At 34.2% G+C, this 21,578-nt stretch carries 20 protein-coding genes, 1 pseudogene and 1 riboswitch; of the genes and pseudogenes, 13 read left to right on the top strand and 8 right to left on the bottom strand.

Going from position 1 to position 21,578, the window contains the following annotated elements; genetic code table 11:
- Positions 1-20 precede the first annotated feature (20 nt).
- Together ACQY44_RS07255 and rmuC are read right to left on the bottom strand one after the other, a co-directional pair.
- Complete coding sequence (locus ACQY44_RS07255; RefSeq protein WP_428229730.1) at positions 21-569, bottom strand: acyl-CoA thioesterase; 549 nt, start codon at positions 567-569, stop codon at positions 21-23.
- A gap of 35 nt (positions 570-604) precedes the next feature.
- A complete protein-coding gene (gene rmuC, locus ACQY44_RS07250) occupies positions 605-1,972 on the bottom strand; it encodes a DNA recombination protein RmuC (protein WP_428229729.1) in 1,368 nt (455 codons plus the stop codon).
- Positions 1,973-2,179: 207 nt separating this feature from the next.
- Here rmuC and ACQY44_RS07245 point away from each other — a divergent pair, with 207 nt between their 5' ends.
- The 5 genes from ACQY44_RS07245 to ACQY44_RS07225 are packed head-to-tail and all read left to right on the top strand — an operon-like array spanning position 2,180 to position 6,494.
- The gene (locus ACQY44_RS07245; protein WP_428229728.1) at positions 2,180-3,055 is read left to right on the top strand and encodes a protease complex subunit PrcB family protein; all 876 of its coding nucleotides are present in this window, start codon (positions 2,180-2,182) and stop codon (positions 3,053-3,055) included.
- Between the two features lie 6 nt (positions 3,056-3,061).
- Positions 3,062-3,463 (top strand): hypothetical protein, encoded by a 402-nt coding sequence (locus tag ACQY44_RS07240; protein WP_428229727.1) that lies wholly within the window; start codon positions 3,062-3,064, stop codon positions 3,461-3,463.
- Positions 3,464-3,512: 49 nt separating this feature from the next.
- Positions 3,513-4,064 (top strand): RNA polymerase sigma factor, encoded by a 552-nt coding sequence (locus ACQY44_RS07235; protein ID WP_428229726.1) that lies wholly within the window; start codon positions 3,513-3,515, stop codon positions 4,062-4,064.
- Positions 4,061-5,920 carry a hypothetical protein gene (locus tag ACQY44_RS07230; protein WP_428229725.1) on the top strand — a complete coding sequence of 620 codons (1,860 nt, stop codon included), beginning with the start codon at positions 4,061-4,063 and terminating at the stop codon, positions 5,918-5,920. The genes ACQY44_RS07235 and ACQY44_RS07230 overlap by 4 nt, the downstream gene beginning before the upstream one ends.
- A 52-nt stretch (positions 5,921-5,972) precedes the next feature.
- A complete protein-coding gene (locus ACQY44_RS07225; RefSeq protein ID WP_428229724.1) occupies positions 5,973-6,494 on the top strand; it encodes a MepB family protein in 522 nt (173 codons plus the stop codon).
- Between the two features lie 62 nt (positions 6,495-6,556).
- On the opposite strand, the gene ACQY44_RS07220 is transcribed toward ACQY44_RS07225, so the two are convergent.
- The 3 genes from ACQY44_RS07220 to ACQY44_RS07210 form a co-directional block, all read right to left on the bottom strand.
- A complete protein-coding gene (locus ACQY44_RS07220) occupies positions 6,557-9,973 on the bottom strand; it encodes a choice-of-anchor J domain-containing protein (protein WP_428229723.1) in 3,417 nt (1,138 codons plus the stop codon).
- Between the two features lie 300 nt (positions 9,974-10,273).
- On the bottom strand, positions 10,274-11,026 hold the full coding sequence (locus tag ACQY44_RS07215; protein WP_428229722.1) for an SDR family NAD(P)-dependent oxidoreductase: 753 nt from the start codon (positions 11,024-11,026) through the stop codon (positions 10,274-10,276).
- 162 nt (positions 11,027-11,188) lie between these two features.
- A complete protein-coding gene (locus ACQY44_RS07210; RefSeq protein ID WP_428229721.1) occupies positions 11,189-11,566 on the bottom strand; it encodes a hypothetical protein in 378 nt (125 codons plus the stop codon).
- 484 nt (positions 11,567-12,050) lie between these two features.
- Between ACQY44_RS07210 and ACQY44_RS07205 the strand changes: the two genes are divergently transcribed.
- Both ACQY44_RS07205 and ACQY44_RS07200 read left to right on the top strand, forming a co-directional pair.
- The gene (locus ACQY44_RS07205) at positions 12,051-12,635 is read left to right on the top strand and encodes a pseudouridine synthase (RefSeq protein WP_428229720.1); all 585 of its coding nucleotides are present in this window, start codon (positions 12,051-12,053) and stop codon (positions 12,633-12,635) included.
- 51 nt (positions 12,636-12,686) lie between these two features.
- Positions 12,687-13,145, top strand: coding sequence for a tRNA (cytidine(34)-2'-O)-methyltransferase (locus ACQY44_RS07200; RefSeq protein WP_428229719.1), 459 nt, complete (start codon positions 12,687-12,689; stop codon positions 13,143-13,145).
- A gap of 396 nt (positions 13,146-13,541) precedes the next feature.
- On the opposite strand, the gene ACQY44_RS07195 is transcribed toward ACQY44_RS07200, so the two are convergent.
- The 3 genes from ACQY44_RS07195 to ACQY44_RS07185 form a co-directional block, all read right to left on the bottom strand.
- Positions 13,542-14,318 carry an ABC transporter ATP-binding protein gene (locus ACQY44_RS07195; RefSeq protein WP_428229718.1) on the bottom strand — a complete coding sequence of 259 codons (777 nt, stop codon included), beginning with the start codon at positions 14,316-14,318 and terminating at the stop codon, positions 13,542-13,544.
- Positions 14,319-14,431: 113 nt separating this feature from the next.
- Complete coding sequence (locus ACQY44_RS07190; RefSeq protein WP_428229904.1) at positions 14,432-15,400, bottom strand: iron chelate uptake ABC transporter family permease subunit; 969 nt, start codon at positions 15,398-15,400, stop codon at positions 14,432-14,434.
- A 65-nt stretch (positions 15,401-15,465) separates the two neighbouring features.
- Positions 15,466-16,608 (bottom strand): ABC transporter substrate-binding protein, encoded by a 1,143-nt coding sequence (locus ACQY44_RS07185; RefSeq protein ID WP_428229717.1) that lies wholly within the window; start codon positions 16,606-16,608, stop codon positions 15,466-15,468.
- 177 nt (positions 16,609-16,785) lie between these two features.
- Between ACQY44_RS07185 and ACQY44_RS07180 the strand changes: the two genes are divergently transcribed.
- From ACQY44_RS07180 to cobC, 6 genes and pseudogenes are all read left to right on the top strand, one after another.
- Entirely contained in the window at positions 16,786-17,148 is a 363-nt protein-coding gene (locus ACQY44_RS07180) for a DUF5522 domain-containing protein (protein ID WP_428229716.1), read from the top strand.
- Positions 17,149-17,197: 49 nt separating this feature from the next.
- Positions 17,198-17,509: pseudogene (locus ACQY44_RS07175) on the top strand (four helix bundle protein); the annotation flags it as partial.
- 12 nt (positions 17,510-17,521) lie between these two features.
- The gene (gene cobU / locus ACQY44_RS07170) at positions 17,522-18,031 is read left to right on the top strand and encodes a bifunctional adenosylcobinamide kinase/adenosylcobinamide-phosphate guanylyltransferase (protein ID WP_428229715.1); all 510 of its coding nucleotides are present in this window, start codon (positions 17,522-17,524) and stop codon (positions 18,029-18,031) included.
- Between the two features lie 129 nt (positions 18,032-18,160).
- Positions 18,161-19,840 carry a nicotinate-nucleotide--dimethylbenzimidazole phosphoribosyltransferase gene (cobT, locus tag ACQY44_RS07165; protein WP_428229714.1) on the top strand — a complete coding sequence of 560 codons (1,680 nt, stop codon included), beginning with the start codon at positions 18,161-18,163 and terminating at the stop codon, positions 19,838-19,840.
- Between the two features lie 135 nt (positions 19,841-19,975).
- Complete coding sequence (locus ACQY44_RS07160) at positions 19,976-20,773, top strand: adenosylcobinamide-GDP ribazoletransferase (RefSeq protein ID WP_428229713.1); 798 nt, start codon at positions 19,976-19,978, stop codon at positions 20,771-20,773.
- The gene (cobC, locus tag ACQY44_RS07155) at positions 20,758-21,291 is read left to right on the top strand and encodes an alpha-ribazole phosphatase (RefSeq protein WP_428229712.1); all 534 of its coding nucleotides are present in this window, start codon (positions 20,758-20,760) and stop codon (positions 21,289-21,291) included. The genes ACQY44_RS07160 and cobC overlap by 16 nt, the downstream gene beginning before the upstream one ends.
- Positions 21,292-21,358: 67 nt before the next feature.
- Positions 21,359-21,570: riboswitch (cobalamin riboswitch) on the top strand.
- The last annotated feature ends 8 nt before the right edge of the window (positions 21,571-21,578 follow it).

The raw sequence follows: 21,578 nt of genomic DNA, 5'->3' as shown, positions 1-21,578 counted from the left end.
TTTAATTTGACGAAATTATGCTAGCTTATTTCCAACAATACATTGTACTTGTCTAAACTTGCTAAATCTTCAATAGAATTTACATTGGTTAATTTTTCGTGTTCTTCAACTTCCTTTTTCAACTCAATGTGTTTAATACTTTTTCTAAAACGGCGAACTTCTTCCAGGTTTGACAAAATAAGTCCCGGAACGGGAACACTTTTTCCTTCTTTATCTTTAGCAACCATTGTAAAATAAGAAGAGTTGCAATGTTTGACGGCACCCGTTTGAATGTTTTCGGCTTCAACACGAATCCCCACAATCATTGAACTTCTACCCACATAATTTACGGACGCTTTCATGGTCACCAATTCGCCAACTTCAATTGGTTTTAAAAAATTTACAGTATCAACGGAAGCGGTTACACAATAATTTCCTGAAAATTTTGAAGCAGAAGCAAAAGCAATCTGATCCAGTAATTGTAAAATATATCCTCCGTGAATTTTACCACTAAAATTCGTGTGTGATGGTAACATTAATTCTGAAATACTTATTTTCGACGAGGAAACGGGTTTGAAATCTGCAGTCATATTTCTTTTTAATAGGGTAAATAATTTAGTATAATTTAATTCAATAACTGATCTTCATTTGAAGCTCTTGCAACAATATTTTCAGGAAGAGATTTTTTAGCCTTAGCTCCCATTTTCTTTAATTTTTCGACACTCGAAATTAAATTTCCCCTGCCATCAACTAATTTACTCATCGCACTTTCGTATTCTGTTTTGGTATCTTTAATTTTGTTTCCAATTCGAACTAAATCCGCTACAAAACCTTCAAATTTATCATACAATGCACCGGCTTGCCTGGCAATTTCAAAAGCATTTTCCTGTTGCTTCTGGTTGGCCCACATACTATCAATAGTTCTTAAGGTGGCCAATAAGGTACTTGGAGTCACAATTACGATATTTCGGTCGAATGCTTTATTATAAAGAGCCGAATCCTCGTTTAAAGCAATGGCAAATGCGGGTTCTATTGGAATAAAAAGCAAAACAAAATCCGGGCTTTCTATCTGGTATAAATCGTGATAATTTTTGTTCCCCAGTTGTTCTACGTGTCTTTTAATCGAGTTCACGTGTTCCTTTAAGAAATCTGCTTTGAGAATTTCAGATTCTTCATTGATCCATCTTTCATACGCCACTAAAGAAACTTTAGAATCGACAATCATTTTTTTACCATCCGGTAAATTGATTACAACATCCGGAAAAACACGATTTCCTTCGTTATTCGTAAAACTTTGTTGCACTTCGTATTCGCGTCCTTTTTCTAAACCCGATTTTTCTAAAACCCGTTCCAGTACCAGTTCGCCCCAATTTCCCTGCATTTTACTATCGCCTTTTAGCGCTTTGGTCAGGTTTAGGGTTTCTTTGCTCATTTGAGCATTCATTTCGCTTAAGCCTACAATCTGCTGACGCAAAGCTGCGTGATAGTCGATACTTTCTTTGTGCGTTTGTTCTACTTTTTGCTCAAAACCCTGAATCTTATCCTGCAAAGGCAACAAGATATTTTTCATGTTTTCACTATTTTGTTCTGTAAATTTTGCTGACTTTTCCTCAAGAATCTTATTGGCTAAATTTTCAAATTCTTTGGTGAATTTTTCCTGCAATTCAGTGATCTCGTTTTTTTGTTCTTTATGGCGCTCCCACAAATTTTCAAAATCAACTTCTTTTTTAGAAAGCTGAATCGCCAGACTGTCTTTTTCAGTTCGGATTGTTTCTTTTTCAGAATTAGCAAACTGAAACTGTTTTTCTAAACTGATTCTTTCTCTGTCAAATTGCTCTTTTTGTACTTGCAGTTGATTGACATTGGCAGTCAACCGTTCTTCTAAACTCACTTTTTCTGATTGGGATTTGGCAGAAGACAACATCTTTCCTAAATACACGCCTAAGAATAAAGCTATAATAAAAGCCAGTAAGTACGGCAAAAAATCAAACATATCTAAAATTTATTTTTACAGTAAAAGTAAGCAATAATACGTATTACTTAATTTTTAAAAACAAAATTTCATGAATTCGTTGTCCTTCACTTTAAGAAACATTCTGAAAATTATTCCTGTTTAAAAAAAACTAAAAAAAATATTTTTTCACGCAACCATTTCAAAAGATGAACATCTATGATATATATAACCTATTAAAAATTTATCATGAAAAAATTAATGTTAAGCTTGTTTATAGCTTTTGGATTCAGCGCATGTTCTCTGAATAATGACAATTTAAATGTTGATTGCGGAGCTAGTGAAGACAAAGCTTTTACAGGAGTTCCACTATTCTGTTCCTACAATATGAACTCATTACCAACTAACCCGACAGCACTATTAGTAGGTTCTGATGATAAAATGAAAACTTATTTTACAAAGCATGAAAATACCTGTCCAAATGGTACTGATACTCCAATTGATTTTACTAAAGAAATTTTGGTGGGTATTTTTGCAGGTCTGAAAACTACAACCGGATATTCTATTAAAATAACGACCATTGTCGAAAACAAATGCGAGATTTTAATTAATTATTACGAAAAAGCACCTCAACCGGGAGAAAGTATTGCCACAGCGCCTAACTATCCGTCAGATTTCATTCTAATTCCGAGAACCGGAAAACAAATTCTTTTCAACAAAACTACAGAGACTCTTGATAATGTTGTAATCGGAAGTTTTAGCAAACAATGTACGGGTGCTGATTGTCAAAAATTCTTTCAGATTAATGACTTCAATATTTTAAAATTCCAAAATGTTGTTGCCGGCGGTTATGATTTTAGCCAATACAGATACAATGCAACCACGAAAAAAGGTGATTACACACTTTTCCTTAAAACCGTGCCAACTGAAATTTTAAACCTAAAAGGACAAACCAAAACTTACGGAACACCAGATGAGGCGAATCACGGTGGTGTATATTTTGAACTTCGTCAGGGCGCAACAGTAACTAAAATTCTTATTGACAATACTGATACTGCTGACCAAAGCGCTGAAATAAAAGCTTTCAAAAAAGCGATTCAGGATAAAATTACAGCCCTAAAATAATCGATCATGAAAAAGCAATTCTTATTATTTATTATTGTGTGTTGTCTTTTTTCAACAGCTTATTCTATAGAATCAACTACTATGAATTCCGGTTCTATTGTAAACACGTGGATCTGGCAAAAATCGATTGGCGGAATTAGTAACCCTTACACAGCAACTCCGCAAACTATTGGATTTACAAAGAAGGTCGTTTTTACTCCTGACGGAAGAGTAATCACTTATAAAAACAATGTAGAAATTAGAAATAGTCCTTATCAAATAGAAAGAGGAATGAGCTTTTTCGATCAGTCACAACATGACTTAATTACTTTTGAAGGCAAGACTTATCTTATAGAAAATCTTGATAATCAAAACTTAACGATTGTTAGCAATAACCATGACGCAACCCGTACTATTTTTAAAAGGTAGTTTTATAAGCTTATAAAAACTATTTTTGCAAAACCAAACAAACCACTTTTTGAAAGACGATTTAGAAAAATACATTCGGCTGTGCATAAAAAATGACAGAGAGGGACAACTGAAAATCTATCAGTTGTTCTCTCCTGTTTTATATGGAATATGCCTAAAGTATATGAAAAATGAAGATGACGCAAAAGATGTCTTTCAGGAAGCTTTTGTCATTGTCTTTCAAAAAATAAGTCAATATAAATTTGAAGGAAGTTTTGAAGGATGGCTAAAACGTATTTTTATTAATAAACTAATTGAAGCCTTAAATAAAAAGAAGAAAGAGAGTTTCTTTTTGGATGTTTTTGATCCTGATACCGATTTTGTCGAAGAAGAAGAATTAGATATTCTACCCATAGAACAGGACAAATTATTAGAATACATTCGGGATTTACCGGACCAATACCGGACTGTTTTTAACTTGTATGTTTTTGAAAAAATGAAACACAGAGAAATTGCAGAATTATTAAAAATCTCCGAGGGAACATCCAAATCAAATTTAAATCGTGCCAAACACATATTGCAAAAAAGAATACTGAGCATAAAAAATTTTAAAATAGCATGAAAAAGCAAAATATAGAAGATATTTTTTCATCAATGGAAGACTTTTCAAGTGTTCCGCCTCCGGAATTATGGGGTGAAATTGAGAAGAAATTAGACAAACCTAAAAAGAAGAAGAGGGTTATTCTTTGGTGGTCGGCGGCGGCATGCTTATTAATAGGCTTGCTACTCCCTTCTGTTTTACATTTTACTTCGACTTCGGGAATTAAAACCATGCACAATGGTACTGGAGAAAACAATAGTATCGTTCTTGATGAGAAAAAAAATAATTTAAAGACAAACAAAATAATTCCAGCTCAGGAAAATACTCCCGGGGAAATTTCTAATGCAAAAAAATCAGATCTTATAGAGGAAGTTCCGGCTTTAGAAAATAGTATAAATCCATCCAGTAATTCACATAAAAATCAAAATCAAAAAACGGCAGTTGCTCATACAGATTCTAAAGGTGATAGTAATACCAATAATTTAGATATAAAAGCAAATAGCGCAAAAACAAACACAAATCAGGCTGTGGCCGAAAAAGTGCATGTTAGGGATCAAAAAAATGGATTCAATTCAGGTTCACAATATGCAATTGCTGATAAAGAAGTTTCAAATCCAATTTCGTCTGAAAAAACAATCATTTCCGGTAAAACAAATTCATTTAGTTCAGCTTCACAAAATCAAATTGCAAAAGCTGTAAATCAAACTTTGGCTGAAAAGGCTTTTACCACCAGCAAGACAAATGGGTTCAATTCCGGTTCTAAAAATCAAATCGCGACTGCTGACAAAAAAGCAACAGATAAAATTCTGGCTGAAAAAACTTTTGTTGCGGGCAAAACCAATCCGTTTAATCCAACTGCAAAAAATCAAATATCCAATTCTATTTTTCAAAATCAATCGAATTCAAAAAACAGCAATAATCTTGCTTTTAGTTCTTCAAGCTCCAATTTAAGCGGCAATCAAAAAACGATAACAGAGCGCAAAGCGAAGGAAAATAACACCAATTTATTATCTGAAAAACAAATAGCGGGTACGCTGAAAAGCGATTCAAAATTGAATACTATTTTAAGCAAACAAGACTCTGTACAATTAGCTGTACTTCAAAATTTAGAAAAAGGTATCCATCCGGAAGAGAAAAAAGAAAAGGAGAAAAAACCTGTATCTAATGCTGAAAAATGGGCTGTTGAAGTTTTTGCAGGAGTTGCCAGTTCTGAGAATTATAAAAATGATAAAACTCTTGGCAATACAAATGATTCTAAACAAAGTAACTCTTACGGTGTAAAAACCAAATACAAAATCAACAACAAATGGGCTGTTGCTTCCGGTTTAAAAATTAATGAACTTGGTCAGAGTGTTGCGAATGTTTCTTATGTAAGTGCAAAAAACAATGCTTTTTTTAACTCTAATGATTATTTTAACCAAAATGCTTCGACCGTAGCACCACAAATTACCGCTAATTCTGATATTGTTTTTGTACCTAGTGCTACTACAAATGCATTGAAACAAAATGATATCGAAATCAACAATCTTAAAAGTGGAAATCTGGATCAGAATTTACGATATATCGAAATGCCTTTAGAGGTTTCATACGCTGTTTTTAGTATGAACAGAGCAAGCATTAATTTAAATACCGGTGGTTTTGTCGGGAAGCTAATTTCGAATAATGTCGCTTTAGATGGCAACTCGATTGGTCAGAATGTAAATGCAAATGATTATGTTTACGGTTCTACACTGAGTAGTACTTTGCAATATCGTGTCTATAAAAAAACAAACGTTTTTGTAGAACCTGCCATGAATTATTATATCAACCCGTTAAACAATCAGTCTTTTAATCAGTTTCAATGGGGATTAAATTTTGGATTGAACGTTTCTTTTTAAAGTTCTTTTTGTGGTAATTTTACCCAAATAAATTTAAAAGGATTTTTCATAAATGACACCTAAAAACAATTGGAATGATCTAAAATCATTGCCCAAAGATCTGATTATTGCCAAAGAGTCCGTTTATGATTGCTGTAATTTTGACGCTACACTACCTCAACCGGAAAGTGAAAGTACTGACTATGATGCGTACAATTTTTACCTGAACAGAAAACAAATTTGTTACAGAAAAGCTAAGATCACTCCAACAAAAACGGGTCAGTTCGTAACTTTATGGAAACGGAATCAAAACGGAATCATTGAACCTTTTGATTTCTCAGATTCAATTGATTTTGTCATTGTAAGTGTTGGCAAGGATGATCTGCTAGGACAATTTGTTTTTCCTAAAAACATTTTACTGGAAAAAGGAATCTTTTCGACGGCAACAAAAGAAGGGAAAAGAGCGACAAGAGTTTATCCGCCCTGGGACGAAACGACAAGCAAACAGGCTCAAAAAACACAACAATGGCAATTACTTTATTTCTGCACAATAAAGCCCGAGGCAGATTTAAATACCTTCAAAGCATTACTCTAAATTCTAAGCATAAAAAAAGGCAGTTCAAAATTGAACTGCCTTTTTAGGTTTTATTATTTTTTCTATTTTTTGATGATCTTCCCTTTGTAGACCACTTTATTATTTTCGGTTAAAGTATAGACATAAATTCCGGATGATAAATAACTTACCGGGATTACTGTTGTACTTAAATCCTGTGTAGCATTTACTTCGACAGCATTACCTACCTGATGTCCTGAAATGTCATAAAGTTTTAACTTCAGTGTTTTATCATTTTGAGTCTTCACTACAACATTTAAAACATCTTTTGTTGGGTTTGGAAATGCCTGTACAAAATAGCCGTTTTTAGTTTCAAAATCAATGGTAGATAAATTTCCTGTCAATTGAAAACGGGCAATTACCGGTCCGTGATCAGAAGTTGTAGTGGTATAGCTAGGTATATCATTACGTGGATCATAAACTGCAGTTGAATTTTGTATGTATTGATCGTTCAATTCATTAGAAATCATAATATGATCTAAAAACCCACCAGAACTAAGAAAACTAAAAGCTCCGGCCTGACTAATACCTAAAGTAAGTGCATTATAGTTTACAGTATCATCAACAAACATTTTATATGATGACGGATTTGGAGTAACAACAGATGCTTTTACATCATCATTATAATCTCCTAAAATGATTAAATTAGAATTTGCATAATATTGATCTAAACTATCTTTTAATACCTGCGAATCGTATTTACGCTGGTTGTATTTGGTAATATCAGTTCCGCTATTGGCACGTGCATGAAGATCAACCAGATTAAGCAGTTTTTTTACTCCGCCAAGATTTGTTTCTATTTGTACCATATAAGGTAAACGTCCTGATGAGAAAAAGCTATCATCATTGGCCTGATTGGTTCCTGTTCCCGGATAATTTGGTAAAACTACAGTGTTAGCACGAAGCTGATCGTATAAATCTTTAAACATTACACGGGTGTTTTTTACTGTTGCGGTTTGTGTATTATAAATCACAACTAATTTTTGTGGAGGATAATTTGGATCTGAATTTGGATCCCATGAATACGACCAGGATGTCGAGATTGTTTTATCGAAGGTCTTACCGTTTATATTTATTTTTTGAATTAAAGCGTCAATCTGAGCATCACTGGAAACTTCCTGAACTACATATACATCAGCATCTAATTTATTCATGACTTTCGCCACATTTTCAAGTTGCAGTGTTTTGTCTGCTGGCCCATAAGCCGTCGTTGGAGCTCCAAAAAATTCTAAATTATAAGTGACCACATCAAATGTATCTTCTTTTGGTAAAGAAGAACCCGTTAATGAGCCCGTTTGCTTGTTTAATGAAGTTCCTGTAACTGTTAAAGCTCCTGAGATACTTAATTCCTTAGACACAGGTTCAAATCTTGCATAAAGAGTTTTTCCTGCAGATGCATCTGCAGCTGTAACTAATACGCTTGATTGAAATGAAATATTATCCAATGATAATTTGTAAGATGCCGGAGCGGTAACTGTAATATCGCCATATCCTTCTGCATTGAAGTTAAAAGACTTGCTGGCAGAAATTGTATTTACAGTAACCTGTCCAAAATCTAAAACAGGGTTTGAATTAACATACCCGGATTCATTTGTAATAGCAAAATCATCTAATGACCATTCGGCAGCAAAATTATTTGCTCCTGCTGTAGTTTCATAAACCCATGCCACATAAGTGTGATCTGTTTTATATGCGCTTAAATCTATAAATTGTGATTGTACGTAAGTTCCCGTTACAGTTGGAAATTTACCATCTAACTCAACCCATGTTGCTGTTTCCGGACTGCTTACACCATCGTAATCAGTCGAAACTACTAATTTTAAAGCTGGTCCTGTATAAAATTTACGAGAGTAAAAAGACAATAATGGAATTTTGTCAAAACTATTCAATCGTAATTTACTCGAAATCAACCAGTCTTTGCTTGGTCCAGCATCAGAATATCCATTAATTACAACAGCACCAGCGCCTGAGTTAACGTTTCTAACAACATCTGTATAAGCCCATTTGTTTAAAGTTCCAGCCACATTATATTGTGTCCATCCGCTATTAGACAAAACATTTGCATCATTAAAATCCTGCACAAAAGGATTAAATCCAGTTCCAGATAAAGAAATCGTTTTGCTTAAAGCGCCTGTTGATTCGTTTGTTACAGTTCCTGAAAGAGCACCTGCTGTATTAGGTTTAAATTTTACATAAACTGTAGGTGTGGCATTTGAAGCAAAATCAGTGGGATCATAACTAATTGAAGATTGAAAAGTTACATTATCTTTTGAAACACTAAAATTAGCTGTTGCTGTAACTGTTACTACATTACTAATATCTTTTCCGCTAATCTGATAACTTAAACTCGGGGATTCAACATTTTGCTCAGCCTTTCCAAAATTAAGTGCTGCAACTGAAATTCTTAATGAAGGAACTAAAACACTTGCAGTAGTAACATCTAATTTATTTATTGTTGTTTGTAAATTTGCTGCGGCGTCCTCAGAAACTGAATAAACACTGTATGAAGTTGCTGAAGTTAAACCTGTAATAATTTTTGAATATTCTAAATTTTTATCTGCAATATCAAGAGAACCTGATTGTAAAGCTGCGATATCGCCTGCATCTAAGCCGGCTTTAATTTGTGCTGGTGTAGGCTGTGCGCTGCCCGAAGCAACTATCACGAAATAAGTTTTACCAGTTTTGCTTATTTTATTAACAAAATCAAAACCATAAGATAATACCTCGGCAAGTTTAGGATATCCTGATTCGTTAACCGGAGGAACTAAATCACTTCCGATTTTTATATTATCAATTGCAAATGAAGGACGAGAACCTGCTGTTCCGGAAGCTTGTCTTGCAATCCATCTTATTTGAACTATTGGCTGATTATCACATTCTGCAGGTAATGTTACATTTATTTGTTGCGGATTTTGCGGAGTAGTAACACCTGTTCCTGTTTGAAGAGTTGTTCCACTTAAATAGGCCGTAGATGGCAGTGTAATAAAAGCACCTGTAGTACCTATACGATATTGTAAAGCCATTTCTAAAATACGATTATTAGAAGCGGTTCCATCGTAAGGATTACGAATAACCATCGCATCATACTGAACCTGAATTGCTGTCTGACCAGTACCAATTAGGGCAAAACCTATAGCCAGATCAGCACCTCCTGTATCTAAAAATCCAATTTTCCCATTATAATTATGAATGTTACCGCTATTGACTGAAGCACTACTGTTCCCAATCAAAGCTTTATCACTAATTAACGCAGTACTGTATGTTGCTGCCGGAGCTGTTATAGTTGCTCCCCAACCCTGAAATCCGACTGGATAAGTGGTCGAACTTGCCAGTAGTCCATCAAAGTTTTGTGAATAAGGTAATGTTTGTGCTGCTGGTGAAGTCTGAGCAAAAAGACTTAACGAACAACAAAAAATACTAAAAAGTGCCATTAAATGGCGAGCAGAGTAATTGTTTTTCATACGTTTAAAAATAGAGTTTTTAGAAATCAAATTTATATCCTTTAAAGTTAACAGAATATTGTTAAACCATAAAGTTAATGTTTCCTATTTTATAAACATCTTCCAACAAAAATCAATTTATTGACAAAATATTTAAACAATTACTAAGTATATATTGACTTTAGAACATTATATGCTATTGTACGAATTAACACAATTATAGATATTTAACAAGATAAAACTTTATTTAAACTTACATAAAAACATAAAAAAGTCTATCTGAAATTGAGATAGCCTTATTAAGATATATACGAAAAAACTCTAAATTGCTGTATACCCACCATCGGCAATGATATAACTTCCGGTTGTAAAAGAAGATTTTTCAGAACTAAGAAACACTACAAGTTCTGCAATTTCTTCAGCGGTTCCTAAACGGTTCATAGGCGCTTTTGCCGCAATTGCTTTCATAGCATCATTATTTAGATGATCTTTTAACAAAGCTGTCTCTATATAACCCGGACCCACTGCATTACAACGGATGTTTTTTAGCGCATATTCAGCTGCAATATTTTTAGTTAAACCTACAACTCCGTGTTTAGAAGCAGTATAAGCAGGACTTAGCGGAGCCGCAACTTGTCCGTGGATTGACGCAATGTTTACAATACTTCCTCCGCCATTTTTTTCCATTTGCTCTAACTGGTAACGACAAGCATAAAAAACACCACTTAAATTTAATGCAATCACTTTATCCCAATCTTCCGGTTCATATTCTCCTGTTGGTTTTGCCGGACCTCCCATTCCTGCATTATTACAGGCAATATCAAGTCGGCCATATTTAGAAACAGTTACTTCAACCATATGTTTATTATCTGCTGCTTTAGATGAATCACCCTTGACAAAAAAAGCTTCTCCCCCCTTATCCTTTATTCTTTTTACGGTTGCTTCACCGTGCTCTACATTAATATCTGAAAGTACTACTTTTGCTCCTTCACGGGCATAAGCTTCCGCCACTGCACGTCCAATTCCTGAACCACCACCGGATACAAAAGCTACTTTGTTTTCTAAAAGTGCCATATTCTTAAAATTTTAAATTTATACTACAATTTACGAAGATCCCAAAGGATAACCATTTCAAAAAGCAAGTTTAGAATAACATTAACGCCATTTGCCAATCAAATGTTATTTCACTGAAAAAGGGCTGAAATCAGTACAATATTTACTATTTAAAGATAGTGCTTACTCTTCGTCTTCATCCAATTTCATATTTCCACGATCTTTATGACTTTCAGGATTAGTATTAGGATAACGATTGGGTGTGATGTCTGAGTTTCTGTCTTTATTCTCCACCGTCTTTTCAGCTTCTTCATCTGTCGAAACACCACGGTTTGCATTGGCACTGTTGGTGCTTTTTTTACCTGGAACCTCTTTTATTTCTTCATTTACATCCCGGGCTCTTTCTACGACGTCTTTATTTCCATCTTCATCTGTTACAACTTCCTTCTTTAGTTTTGACTTATCCAATTCTGTATCGTGAGAAACGTTTTTACCTTTAGATTCATCTATATTTTTTTGCATTCCATTTATCTTTTTCGATCCTAAATTATTAGTTCCCATAATTTTGTATTTTTAGTGTTAGTCTTATAATATTACGAATTCTTAAAATAAAAACTAAATCCTTTAACATAGCTTTTGGTTTATTTAGTAATTCTAAAAGTGTGCATCAAAACGAATAACAATTTCATTATCAAAATATTAATTAATTATTATCGTAAATTACTATCTAAAATGTAGCATCTGTTTCTAAACTACTTTTAAAACAAAGTATAAAATCAAATATTATGAACTTTTTCAAAATAAAAACAAGTTGGTCAAATGCCGAGTTTATTATCCTAAAGCTATGTATAGCTTCAGCTTATATCTTAATCGGAAGTTACTTTCATAATTTCATTAAAGAGTATTATGCACCTTTATTAATAGTTTTTGGCATAACCGTAATTTGGTGTGTTTATTTATGGCTTAGGAAAATGAAAAACGAATGATCGCAATAAGTTGGAATTACTTCTGAAACAAAACTATCTTTGCAGTCAAAAAATACGGCATGCATCAACATTTTATTCTTTTTAAACCTTACGGCTATCTGAGCCAATTTATCTATGAATTAAAAAGAAAGAAAAAGCTTTTGGGAGAATTATATGATTTTCCCAAAGGAACAATGGCAATTGGCAGACTTGACGAAGATTCTGAAGGGTTGCTTTTACTGACTACTGACGGAAAAGTAAGCGAACAAATAAGAAGCAAAAAAGTCGATAAAGAATATTATGTTCAGGTGGATGGTGTTATTACTCCTGAAGCTATTGATGAATTGCAAAAAGGTGTTGAGATTGGCTTCGATGGCGGCAAATATAAAACAAGACCCTGTTCTGCCTTTATCGTTACTGAAATTCCGGATTTTGGAACTAGGGCAAAAAAAATACGGGACGAACGCCACGGACCAACTTCATGGGCTTCGATAACAGTAAATGAAGGAAAGTTTCGCCAGGTACGTAAAATGACCGCAGCAGTTGGTTTTCCGACTTTAAGATTAGTTCGTGTTCGTATAGGAAATGTATATTTACAAAACTTAAAAGCCGGAGAAGTGATAGAAGTTTCTGATTTTTTTAAATTAGATAATGAGTCAATTTGAAAATTAGATATTCGAAAATAAACGATTAACCGAATAAACAAATAAAAGATAATGCTAAACGTTGTTCTTGTAGAACCTGAAATACCGAATAATACTGGAAATATTGGAAGATTATGTGTGGGTACAGAAAGTAGATTACACCTAATTCATCCGTTTGGATTTGTAATTAATGATAAAAACCTAAAACGTTCCGGTTTGGATTATTGGGTGCATCTTGATGTTACAGAATATCAAAATATAGAAGAATGGATCAATCAGATTCCGGATCAATCACGCGTTTTCCTGATGAGCTCTCATGCCGAAAAATCATATCTGGAAACTGATTTTCAGGATGGAGACTGGCTTGTTTTCGGAAAAGAAAGCGTTGGATTGAGTAAAGAAGTTTTGGCTCGTTTTGAAAACCATTTAACGATTCCCATGTCGAAATTAATCAGAAGTTTTAATATCGCGAATTCTGTGGCTTTTGTAATTGGTGAAGCGAAGAGACAAATTGGGATGAAAAAAGTTTAATGTTTATTGGTTTAAACGATTAATCGAATTATAAAACCGATTTCCTGCAAGGTTTTTTCAACCTTGTAGGTATAAGTTTGAGTATTTATTTTAGTAAAATTACTGTTTAATTGAAATCATATTTATACCTACAGGGTTGAAAAAACCTTGCAGGATCATGTAATTCTAAAAAATGAAAAGCTTTAGGTTGTGAGCTCCAGAGGAGCGCAATATTTATAGCCAAAACAGTACCACTATAAGTAAGCTCCAGCGGAGCGATATCTTAATTTTTATTCTTGATGAATATTTCACCCCGATGGGGTTCTTATTAAAAACGTATAATTTTTCTATAAATATAACGTCCCGCTGGGACTTATAAATAGAATGATTATCAATCTCGGAAGTAAAAACTAAAAATTAAGTAATCACAAACTTCCCTTTTTCTGCATCAAAAACAATATGTTCATCTTTGAACAAAGTAGCAAAACTTCCGTTTGAAATTAAATTACAAGGTTCGTCCTGAACAATCAATTCCGGAGTCATGATAATCATTTCATCACTTAACTGAATCGCCAAATCGATATCATGAGTCGAAAATAAAATACATTTTTGAGTTTCCTGCGTTAATTTTTTTAATAATTTGAACAACGAAACTTTGTGCAGTAAATCGAGATGTGTTGTGGGTTCATCCAAAATAATTAATGGCGTATCTTGTGCCAAAGCTCTTGCTATTAAAACTTTTTGCAATTGTCCGTCGCTAATTTCGTAATGTTTTTTTTGAGCCAAATGCCCGATTTGTGTTAGTTCCAGTGCTTGCTGAACTTTGTCAATATCGGTTGAGGTTAAAGTACCAATCCAATTCGTATACGGCTGGCGACCTAAAGCGACTAATTCAAACACGGAAAGATTACTTGGCGGTAATTTTTCGGTTAAAACCAAACTTAAATTCTGTGCTAAATCTAAAGTTTTATAGGTATTTATATTTTCGTCGTTGAGAAAAACCGTTCCTGATAATGGTTCCTGAATTCCTGTAATAGTGCGTAGTAAAGTCGATTTCCCAATTCCGTTTGCTCCTATTAATGAAATGAGTTTTCCTGAATTTAAATTCAGATTTAGATGCTCAGCAATAACCACGGTTTCTTTCTTGGATTTGTAGCCAATAGTTAAATTTAAGGTTTTTAGAATAGTCTTCATTTTTTTGTGCTAAGGTTCTGAGATACTAAGTTGCTGAGTTTTTTGCCACAGATTGTAAGGATTAAAATGATTTTAAAATCTGTGAGAATCTTTTTAATCTGTGGCTAAATTATTTACTGAAAATTACTTTTTCGCATTAGTAAATACACTACTACTGGCGCTCCAATTATAGAAGTAATCGCATTAATGGGCAATGTGATATCTAATCCCGGTAATTGCGATGCCATATCGCAAAACAACATGATTATTGCTCCGTAAAAAAAAGTACTCCAATAGAGAACCGCGTGATTACTCGTTTTAAATGTCAGTTTGGCAATGTGCGGAACTGCTAAACCTATAAAAGCTATTGGCCCTGCAAAAGCAGTTATACTTCCGGCTAAAATACTTGTAGCAAATATGATGGTTAGTCGTGCTTTTTTGTAATTCAAACCCATACTTTTAGCGTAATTTTCGCCAAGCAATAATGCATTTAGAGGTTTGATGCTACTCGCACTTAAAACCAAACCAAAACCAACACAAACGGCCAAAACAGAAATGGATGTCCAGGTAAGATTACCAAGACTTCCTAACGACCAAAAGGTAAATTTTTGCAACTGTTCAGCCGAACTAAAATAAGTTAAAACACCAACAATTGCGCTGGTAAAACTACCAAACATAAGTCCAACGATTAAAATCGCCATTGTATTTCGCAACTTCTGTGCTACTACTAAAACCAACATTAAAACCGAAATACTTCCTAATGTAGAGGCAAAAACGATTCCGTATGGTGATAATAAAGTAGTGCTTAAAAATGCCGGCAAGAAACCCGCACCTAAAATCACAATTGCTACCGCTAAAATTGCTCCTGAACTTAATCCTAAAACATCAGGTCCTGCCAAGGGGTTTCTAAACAATGTTTGCATTAGTAAACCACTAACAGACAAACCTATACCAACTAAAACTGCCGTAATTGCTTTTGGCAAACGATAATTAATAATGATATATTCCCAAGTCGATTTACTGGCCTGTCCGCCAGTTAAACTAGCATAAACTTCTTTGAACGGAATAGCAATGGATCCCAGACTTATGTCTAAAAAAAACATAAACAAAAGTGCCAAACCCAGTACGGAAAACAAGATTATATTTCGTTTTTTACGGATCAATGCTCTTAATTTAATTTAGATGCGAAAGTAAATTCATAGCTTGGCAATAAATCAGGATGAAAAATCTTGATATAATCTTTCAACACTAAATCCGGGCGACTTGGTGCCAACTCATAATAAACTGTTCCTCCTGTTGCTCCATACTTGCCTTCGAATGTGTACACGTTTTTGTTTTTAAAAGCATCAAATTGGCTGTAATGCGGATTCGCTTTTTCTACTTCTGCCAAAGTTTTAAACGAACCAGAAGCAATCCAGAAATTGGCCGTTTTTCCTTTTACTAGTATTTTTTCAAAAGACAATCCCTCACTTCCGGTACCTTTTAAATCTGCCCATAAATAACTGGCATGCGCATCCTTCATAAACTGGGCAACCCAACTATTTCCTTTGGCTACATACCAAACATCTTCGTACATAGAACCATATAAAACGGTTGAAGTCCCGGGTTTATCAGCGACTAATTTCTTAGCCTGATTGTAGCTCGTCACAATTTTATCAAACAATTCTTTGGCTTTCTCTTCTTTACCAAATAAAGCACCATAAAGTTTAATCCATTCTGCTTTTCCAAGTGGGGATTGCTCCATCCAATCGGCTTGGATCAAAACATTTAAGCCACTTTTTTTCAAATTATCCAATGCAGGATTGTTGTTGTCTACGCCAAAAGTCACAATCAAATCCGGGGATAGTTCTATTAATTGTTCGATATTCAATTTTTCGTTCTCGCCCACATTTTTAACAGCACCTTTATCAATTAGAGCTCTTGTTTTTTCAGATGAAACATAATCTGTATGCGGAAAACCAACCAGTTTATCTTCTACTTCTAACATTTCAAGAAACGGAATATTAGTCGTTGAGGTTACAACAACAGATTCTAAAGGAACTTTTATTGTGGTATACTTTTGTAAACTGTCGGGAACTTTAGCCTCTTTTTCTTTTAAGACATAAGTAAATTTTGCATTGGCATTTGGCCAGGGTTCTGTAACAGTTACTACTGAATATCCTTCATGTTTTACGATAGAAAGTCCTGAAGCGTATTCGATACTGTTTTTTGCAATTTCAGCTTTTGCAATCTCTGTAGTCTCATTCTTTTTACATCCAACAAGAATAAAAAAAGGTACAATAAAAATTAATTTAGAGAATAAATGTTTCATATGCAGGTTATATAATTATTTTTTAAGGATATAGATCGGTTCTATCCATTTTTTGCTTGTAATCCGGATCATTGCGATTTGAGAATTTACATTTTCGTACTGACAAAGGTAACGTAATTTCTATTTTTTATGCTTACCTTTATTCTTACAAAACCCAAAAAATACCATCTTCAACCTATGAATAGCATAAAAACAAAAGTTTGCTCTGGTTGCGAATCTTCTTTTACTTGTGGAGATATTTCAGCAGAAAGCAAATGTTGGTGCAATGATTTCCCTCCCATTTTTAACCTTTCTGAAGGAAATGATTGTCTTTGTCCTGTTTGCTTTAAAGAAGCTTGCGAAGATAAAATTGATGCTTATGTAGAAACAATTACGCCTCAAAAAGCCCTTACCAATAAAGCGATATCTTTACCAAAACAAGAAAAACTAATCGAAGGCATTGACTATTATCTTGAAAACGGTAACTATGTTTTTAAAGCCTGGTTTCACCTAAAAAGAGGAACCTGTTGCGGAAATGATTGCCGGCATTGCCCATATTAAATTGTAAATTATAAATTGTTAGTTGTTAATTATGAAAAATAATGTTGTGAAAAAAGAATTTACTCTTTCAAAACAGTTGCTTAGATCAGGAACTAATATTGGTGCAATGGTAAGAGAAGCTGAACATGCTGAAAGCAAGAACGATTTTTTTCATAAATTTGCTATTGCTTAAAAAGAGGCAAATGAGTCTGTTTATTGGTTAGAATTATTGTACGCAACTGATTATCTAAATAAAAAAGAATTTGAAAACATTCATAATGATGCAATAGAAATTCTAAAACTAATAACGAGCATTATTAAATCTACTAAAATAAAATCGCTTCTGAACACTTCCCAAAAATTAACAACTAACAATTTATAATTAACAATTAAAATGATTTACTTAATTACCGGAGGTGAACGATCAGGAAAAAGCAGTTATGCTCAAAATTTAGCCTTGCAACTTTCAGGTTCGCCAATGTATGTAGCGACGGCAAGAAAATGGGATGCTGATTTCCAGAACAGAATCGATCGTCATCAGCAGGAACGCGATGAACGCTGGGCGAATATTGAAGAGGAAAAATATTTAAGTAAAATTGATTTTACCGGAAAAGTGGCCCTTATTGATTGTGTCACACTTTGGCTTACCAATTTTTTTACCGATCACCAATATGATGTGAATTTAAGTCTCGAAGAAGCTAAAAAAGAATTTCTTTCGATATCAAATCAAAAAAATACTACGCTGATTATTGTAACGAATGAAATTGGGATGGGTGTACATGCAGAAACTCATATCGGACGAAAATTTACCGAATTGCAAGGCTGGATGAATCAATTTCTGGCATCAAAAGCAGATCAGGTAGTTTTGATGGTTTCCGGAATTCCAGTCAAAATAAAAGGTTAAAAATGAAAATCCATTTTTTTTAAATTCCAAATTCCAACACTATACTTTATCTTTACTTAAATCTTTAAATTTTAAACCCTTATTAAGATTGATTTGGAATTTGGAATTTAAAAAAATTTGGAATTTATAATGAGCTACTTAGATGATATTTTAAAAGCCCGTCGTGACACCAGGCATTTTACTACTGATGAAGTTCCTGACGAAGTAATCGAAAAAGCTTTACAAGCCGGACATTGGGCACCTTCTGTTGGTTTGACAGATGCTACGCGCTATTTTATTATTAGATCTCCTGAAGTCAAAACTGCTGTAAAAAATCTCTTCTTAGATTATAATAAAAAGGCAGAAGAACTAACCGATAATCCGGAACAAAAGGAACGCTATAAATCACTGAAGTTAGAAGCAATTGAAGAAGCTCCAATTGGACTTATTATTGGGTATGACCGATCTGTACTGAACCATTTTACAATTGGAACTGTGGGTAGTAACGAAGCAGTAAAATTTAGTTCGGTCTGTGCAGCACAGAACATTTGGCTTTCGCTTACAGAGCAGGGCTATGGGATGGGCTGGGTTTCTATTTTGAATTATTATCACTTTAAAAAAATTCTTGATTTACCGGAAAATATTGAGCCGTTAGGTTATTTCTGTATCGGAAAACCGGCAACGAATTACGACAATCAGCCGATGTTGCAACAACTGAACTGGAAACAAAAATCTGAGGCTCCGGATTGTACCGAAATTAAAAAAGTTACTAAAATTCCCGTTCCTGATTTTGATTTAAAATCGAAAACTAAAGTTGAACTCAAAACTGATTTCAGTATTCTTTTACAGGAAAAAATAGATGCTAAAACGAAACCCGTTGGAGCCTTAGGGACTTTAGAAACACTGGCATTTCAGATGGCAACGGTTTTTGAAAGTTTAAATCCCAAAATAATCAATCCAAATATTGTTGTTTTTGCAGCTGATCACGGAATCGCAAATCATGGCGTTAGCGCCTATCCACAAGATGTTACCCGCCAAATGGTTGGTAATTTTCTCGAAGGCGGCGCAGCTATAAATGTTTTCTGCAATCAAAATAACATTCAATTATCGATTGTAGATGCCGGTGTGAATTATGATTTTCCCACAAATATCAATTTGATCGATGCGAAAATAGCCAAAGGAACTCAGTCATTTTTGCATGTACCGGCAATGTGTGAAACCGAATTGCAATTGTGTTTTGAAAAGGGAAAATCGATTGTTACGGCTATTGCTGCAACCAGTTCTAATTGTATTGGTTTTGGTGAAATGGGAATTGGAAATACCTCTGCCGCTTCGGTTTTAATGAGCCTTTTAACCCATTTACCTATTGAGGAATGTATTGGAAAAGGTACTGGTGTTGAAAATGAAAAGCTACTTAAAAAACAAAATATCCTCAAAAGCGCTATTGAAAATTATTCCGGTCAAGCCGAATTAAAACAACAACTCGCCTACTTTGGAGGTTTTGAAATTATACAAATTGCTGGCGGAATGTTAGCTGCTTATGAAAAAAAAATGTTGATTTTAGTAGATGGTTTTATTTGTAGTGTAGCATTTTTAATTGCTTCTAAAATTAATCCTGAAATCAAAAATAACGCTGTTTTCTGTCATTGCTCTGCTGAAAAAGCACATCAAAAACTTCTTGATTACTTAGGGGCAAAACCCGTTTTAAATCTGGATCTGCGTTTGGGCGAAGGAACAGGCTGTGCCATTGCTTTTCCTATTCTAAAATCAGCCGAAGCTTTTTTGAATGAAATGGCCAGTTTTGAAAGTGCCGGAGTGAGCAGAAAGTAAAGCTTTTTTTGTCATTTCCACGAAAAGAGAAATCACTTATAAATCGACAAAGACTGGCGACTGTAAGCACGGAATTTCTTATGCGATTTCTCGCTTCGATCGAAATGACAGAACGCAATTAAATTTATATTAAAAATGAAAAAAGAACTACATATTTTCTTCACCTCTTTGATGTTTTATACCAGAATTCCTTGTCCTAAAAATATTGATCATCATCCTGATTATTTAAACAAAGCCACTCGTTATTTTCCTTTGATTGGATGGATTGTTGGTAGTATTTCTTTTATGGCTTTTTATCTTTTTTCGCTTTTTCTGTCAATAGAAACGGCAGTAATTTTTGCCCTTATTATATCTGTATTAACGACCGGAGCTTTCCACGAAGATGGATTTGCTGATGTTTGCGATGGTTTTGGCGGAGGATGGACCAAAGAAAAAATCCTGATTATTATGAAAGATAGTGCCATTGGTGCTTATGGAGCAATTGGCTTGGTTTTACTCTTTTTATTAAAATTCAAATTGCTTTCTGAATCTGTTTCCCTTTTTAAAGCGAATAATTTGATGACCCTTTTTCAGGTTTTTCTTTTATTTGTTTCCGCTCATGCTTTGAGTCGTTTGGCGGCAATTTCTATTATTTTTACACACAAATATTCCCGAGAAGATGCTTCCAGCAAAAGTAAACCTATTGCCAAAGATCATTCCTGGAAAGAAATCCTGGGCTCATTTTTCTTCGGATTACTTCCATTATTAGTTTTCTCCTGTTTTCAATATAAATTCCTTTTTGCTTTACTTCCGGTTTTTATCATGCGTTATTTTTTAGCACGTTATTTCCAAAAATGGATTGATGGTTATACCGGAGATTGTCTGGGTGCGACGCAACAAGTGTGTGAAGTGGTTTATTATCTAAGCATTCTTTTGATATGGAAATTTATTTAGTTCGTCATACTGAAACTGTTTGTGAAAAAGGAGTATGTTACGGACAATCAGACGTAGACATTGCAAAACCTTTTGACGCTATTTTTGAGAATATCATTTCACAATTACCCAGAGAAGCTATCATCTTTACGAGCCCTCTGAAACGTTGCGTTATTCTCGCCGAATATATCCAGGATAACACAAGAAGTATTTCGTTCAAGAAAGAAGAACGTTTAATGGAAATGAATTTTGGCGATTGGGAAATGAAAAACTGGAATACTATTCCACCGGAACAACTCAATCCATGGATGGAAGATTTTGTAAATATTTGTGCTTCAAATGGCGAGTCCTTTGTAGAATTACATCAAAGAGTCGGTAGCTTTTTATCTGAAATTTCAAATGAAAAAACGCAACCCATTATCATTGTAGCACATGCGGGAGTCATTCGCAGCATTTTATGTCATCAGACTTCACTACCTCTCAAAGATGCCTTTACCAATACAGTAAACTTTGGACAAGTCATCAAAATTGAGCGATAATCCTCATTTTGTTTAGAATTTGTTTCAAAAAACGAAACAAATTTGAAAAATCGACAATTTTAACTTTATCTTTGCACGAAATTAAGGTTGTGTTCACAAGAAAACACATTAAAAGGGAATCAAGTAATCGTTAGAAAATCTTGAGCTGTACCCGCAACTGTAAGCTTAGTTCTGAAAAGAATGCTTGTTGTTAACTCCAAAACCACTGTTCGCCCCGGCGAATGGGAAGGTAAACAACAAGACGCAAGCCAGGAGACCTGCCTTTGTAACCAATATCGAGCTCTCGG

The sequence above is a fragment of the Flavobacterium sp. genome, from assembly GCF_965277525.1.
GTDB lineage: Bacteria > Bacteroidota > Bacteroidia > Flavobacteriales > Flavobacteriaceae > Flavobacterium.
This window is presented reverse-complemented; position numbering and strand designations above follow the sequence as displayed.

Bases quoted from the DNA above. Each gene is read 5' to 3' on its own strand.
- ACQY44_RS07255 (WP_428229730.1), bottom strand. From the start codon at position 569: ATGACTGCAGATTTCAAACCCGTTTCCTCGTCGAAAATAAGTATTTCA.
- rmuC (WP_428229729.1), bottom strand. From the start codon at position 1,972: ATGTTTGATTTTTTGCCGTACTTACTGGCTTTTATTATAGCTTTATTC.
- ACQY44_RS07245 (WP_428229728.1), top strand. From the start codon at position 2,180: ATGAAAAAATTAATGTTAAGCTTGTTTATAGCTTTTGGATTCAGCGCA.
- ACQY44_RS07240 (WP_428229727.1), top strand. From the start codon at position 3,062: ATGAAAAAGCAATTCTTATTATTTATTATTGTGTGTTGTCTTTTTTCA.
- ACQY44_RS07230 (WP_428229725.1), top strand. From the start codon at position 4,061: ATGAAAAAGCAAAATATAGAAGATATTTTTTCATCAATGGAAGACTTT.
- ACQY44_RS07225 (WP_428229724.1), top strand. From the start codon at position 5,973: ATGACACCTAAAAACAATTGGAATGATCTAAAATCATTGCCCAAAGAT.
- ACQY44_RS07220 (WP_428229723.1), bottom strand. From the start codon at position 9,973: ATGAAAAACAATTACTCTGCTCGCCATTTAATGGCACTTTTTAGTATT.
- ACQY44_RS07215 (WP_428229722.1), bottom strand. From the start codon at position 11,026: ATGGCACTTTTAGAAAACAAAGTAGCTTTTGTATCCGGTGGTGGTTCA.
- ACQY44_RS07210 (WP_428229721.1), bottom strand. From the start codon at position 11,566: ATGGGAACTAATAATTTAGGATCGAAAAAGATAAATGGAATGCAAAAA.
- ACQY44_RS07205 (WP_428229720.1), top strand. From the start codon at position 12,051: ATGCATCAACATTTTATTCTTTTTAAACCTTACGGCTATCTGAGCCAA.
- ACQY44_RS07200 (WP_428229719.1), top strand. From the start codon at position 12,687: ATGCTAAACGTTGTTCTTGTAGAACCTGAAATACCGAATAATACTGGA.
- ACQY44_RS07195 (WP_428229718.1), bottom strand. From the start codon at position 14,318: ATGAAGACTATTCTAAAAACCTTAAATTTAACTATTGGCTACAAATCC.
- ACQY44_RS07190 (WP_428229904.1), bottom strand. From the start codon at position 15,400: ATGTTTTTTTTAGACATAAGTCTGGGATCCATTGCTATTCCGTTCAAA.
- ACQY44_RS07185 (WP_428229717.1), bottom strand. From the start codon at position 16,608: ATGAAACATTTATTCTCTAAATTAATTTTTATTGTACCTTTTTTTATT.
- ACQY44_RS07180 (WP_428229716.1), top strand. From the start codon at position 16,786: ATGAATAGCATAAAAACAAAAGTTTGCTCTGGTTGCGAATCTTCTTTT.
- cobU (WP_428229715.1), top strand. From the start codon at position 17,522: ATGATTTACTTAATTACCGGAGGTGAACGATCAGGAAAAAGCAGTTAT.
- cobT (WP_428229714.1), top strand. From the start codon at position 18,161: ATGAGCTACTTAGATGATATTTTAAAAGCCCGTCGTGACACCAGGCAT.
- ACQY44_RS07160 (WP_428229713.1), top strand. From the start codon at position 19,976: ATGAAAAAAGAACTACATATTTTCTTCACCTCTTTGATGTTTTATACC.
- cobC (WP_428229712.1), top strand. From the start codon at position 20,758: ATGGAAATTTATTTAGTTCGTCATACTGAAACTGTTTGTGAAAAAGGA.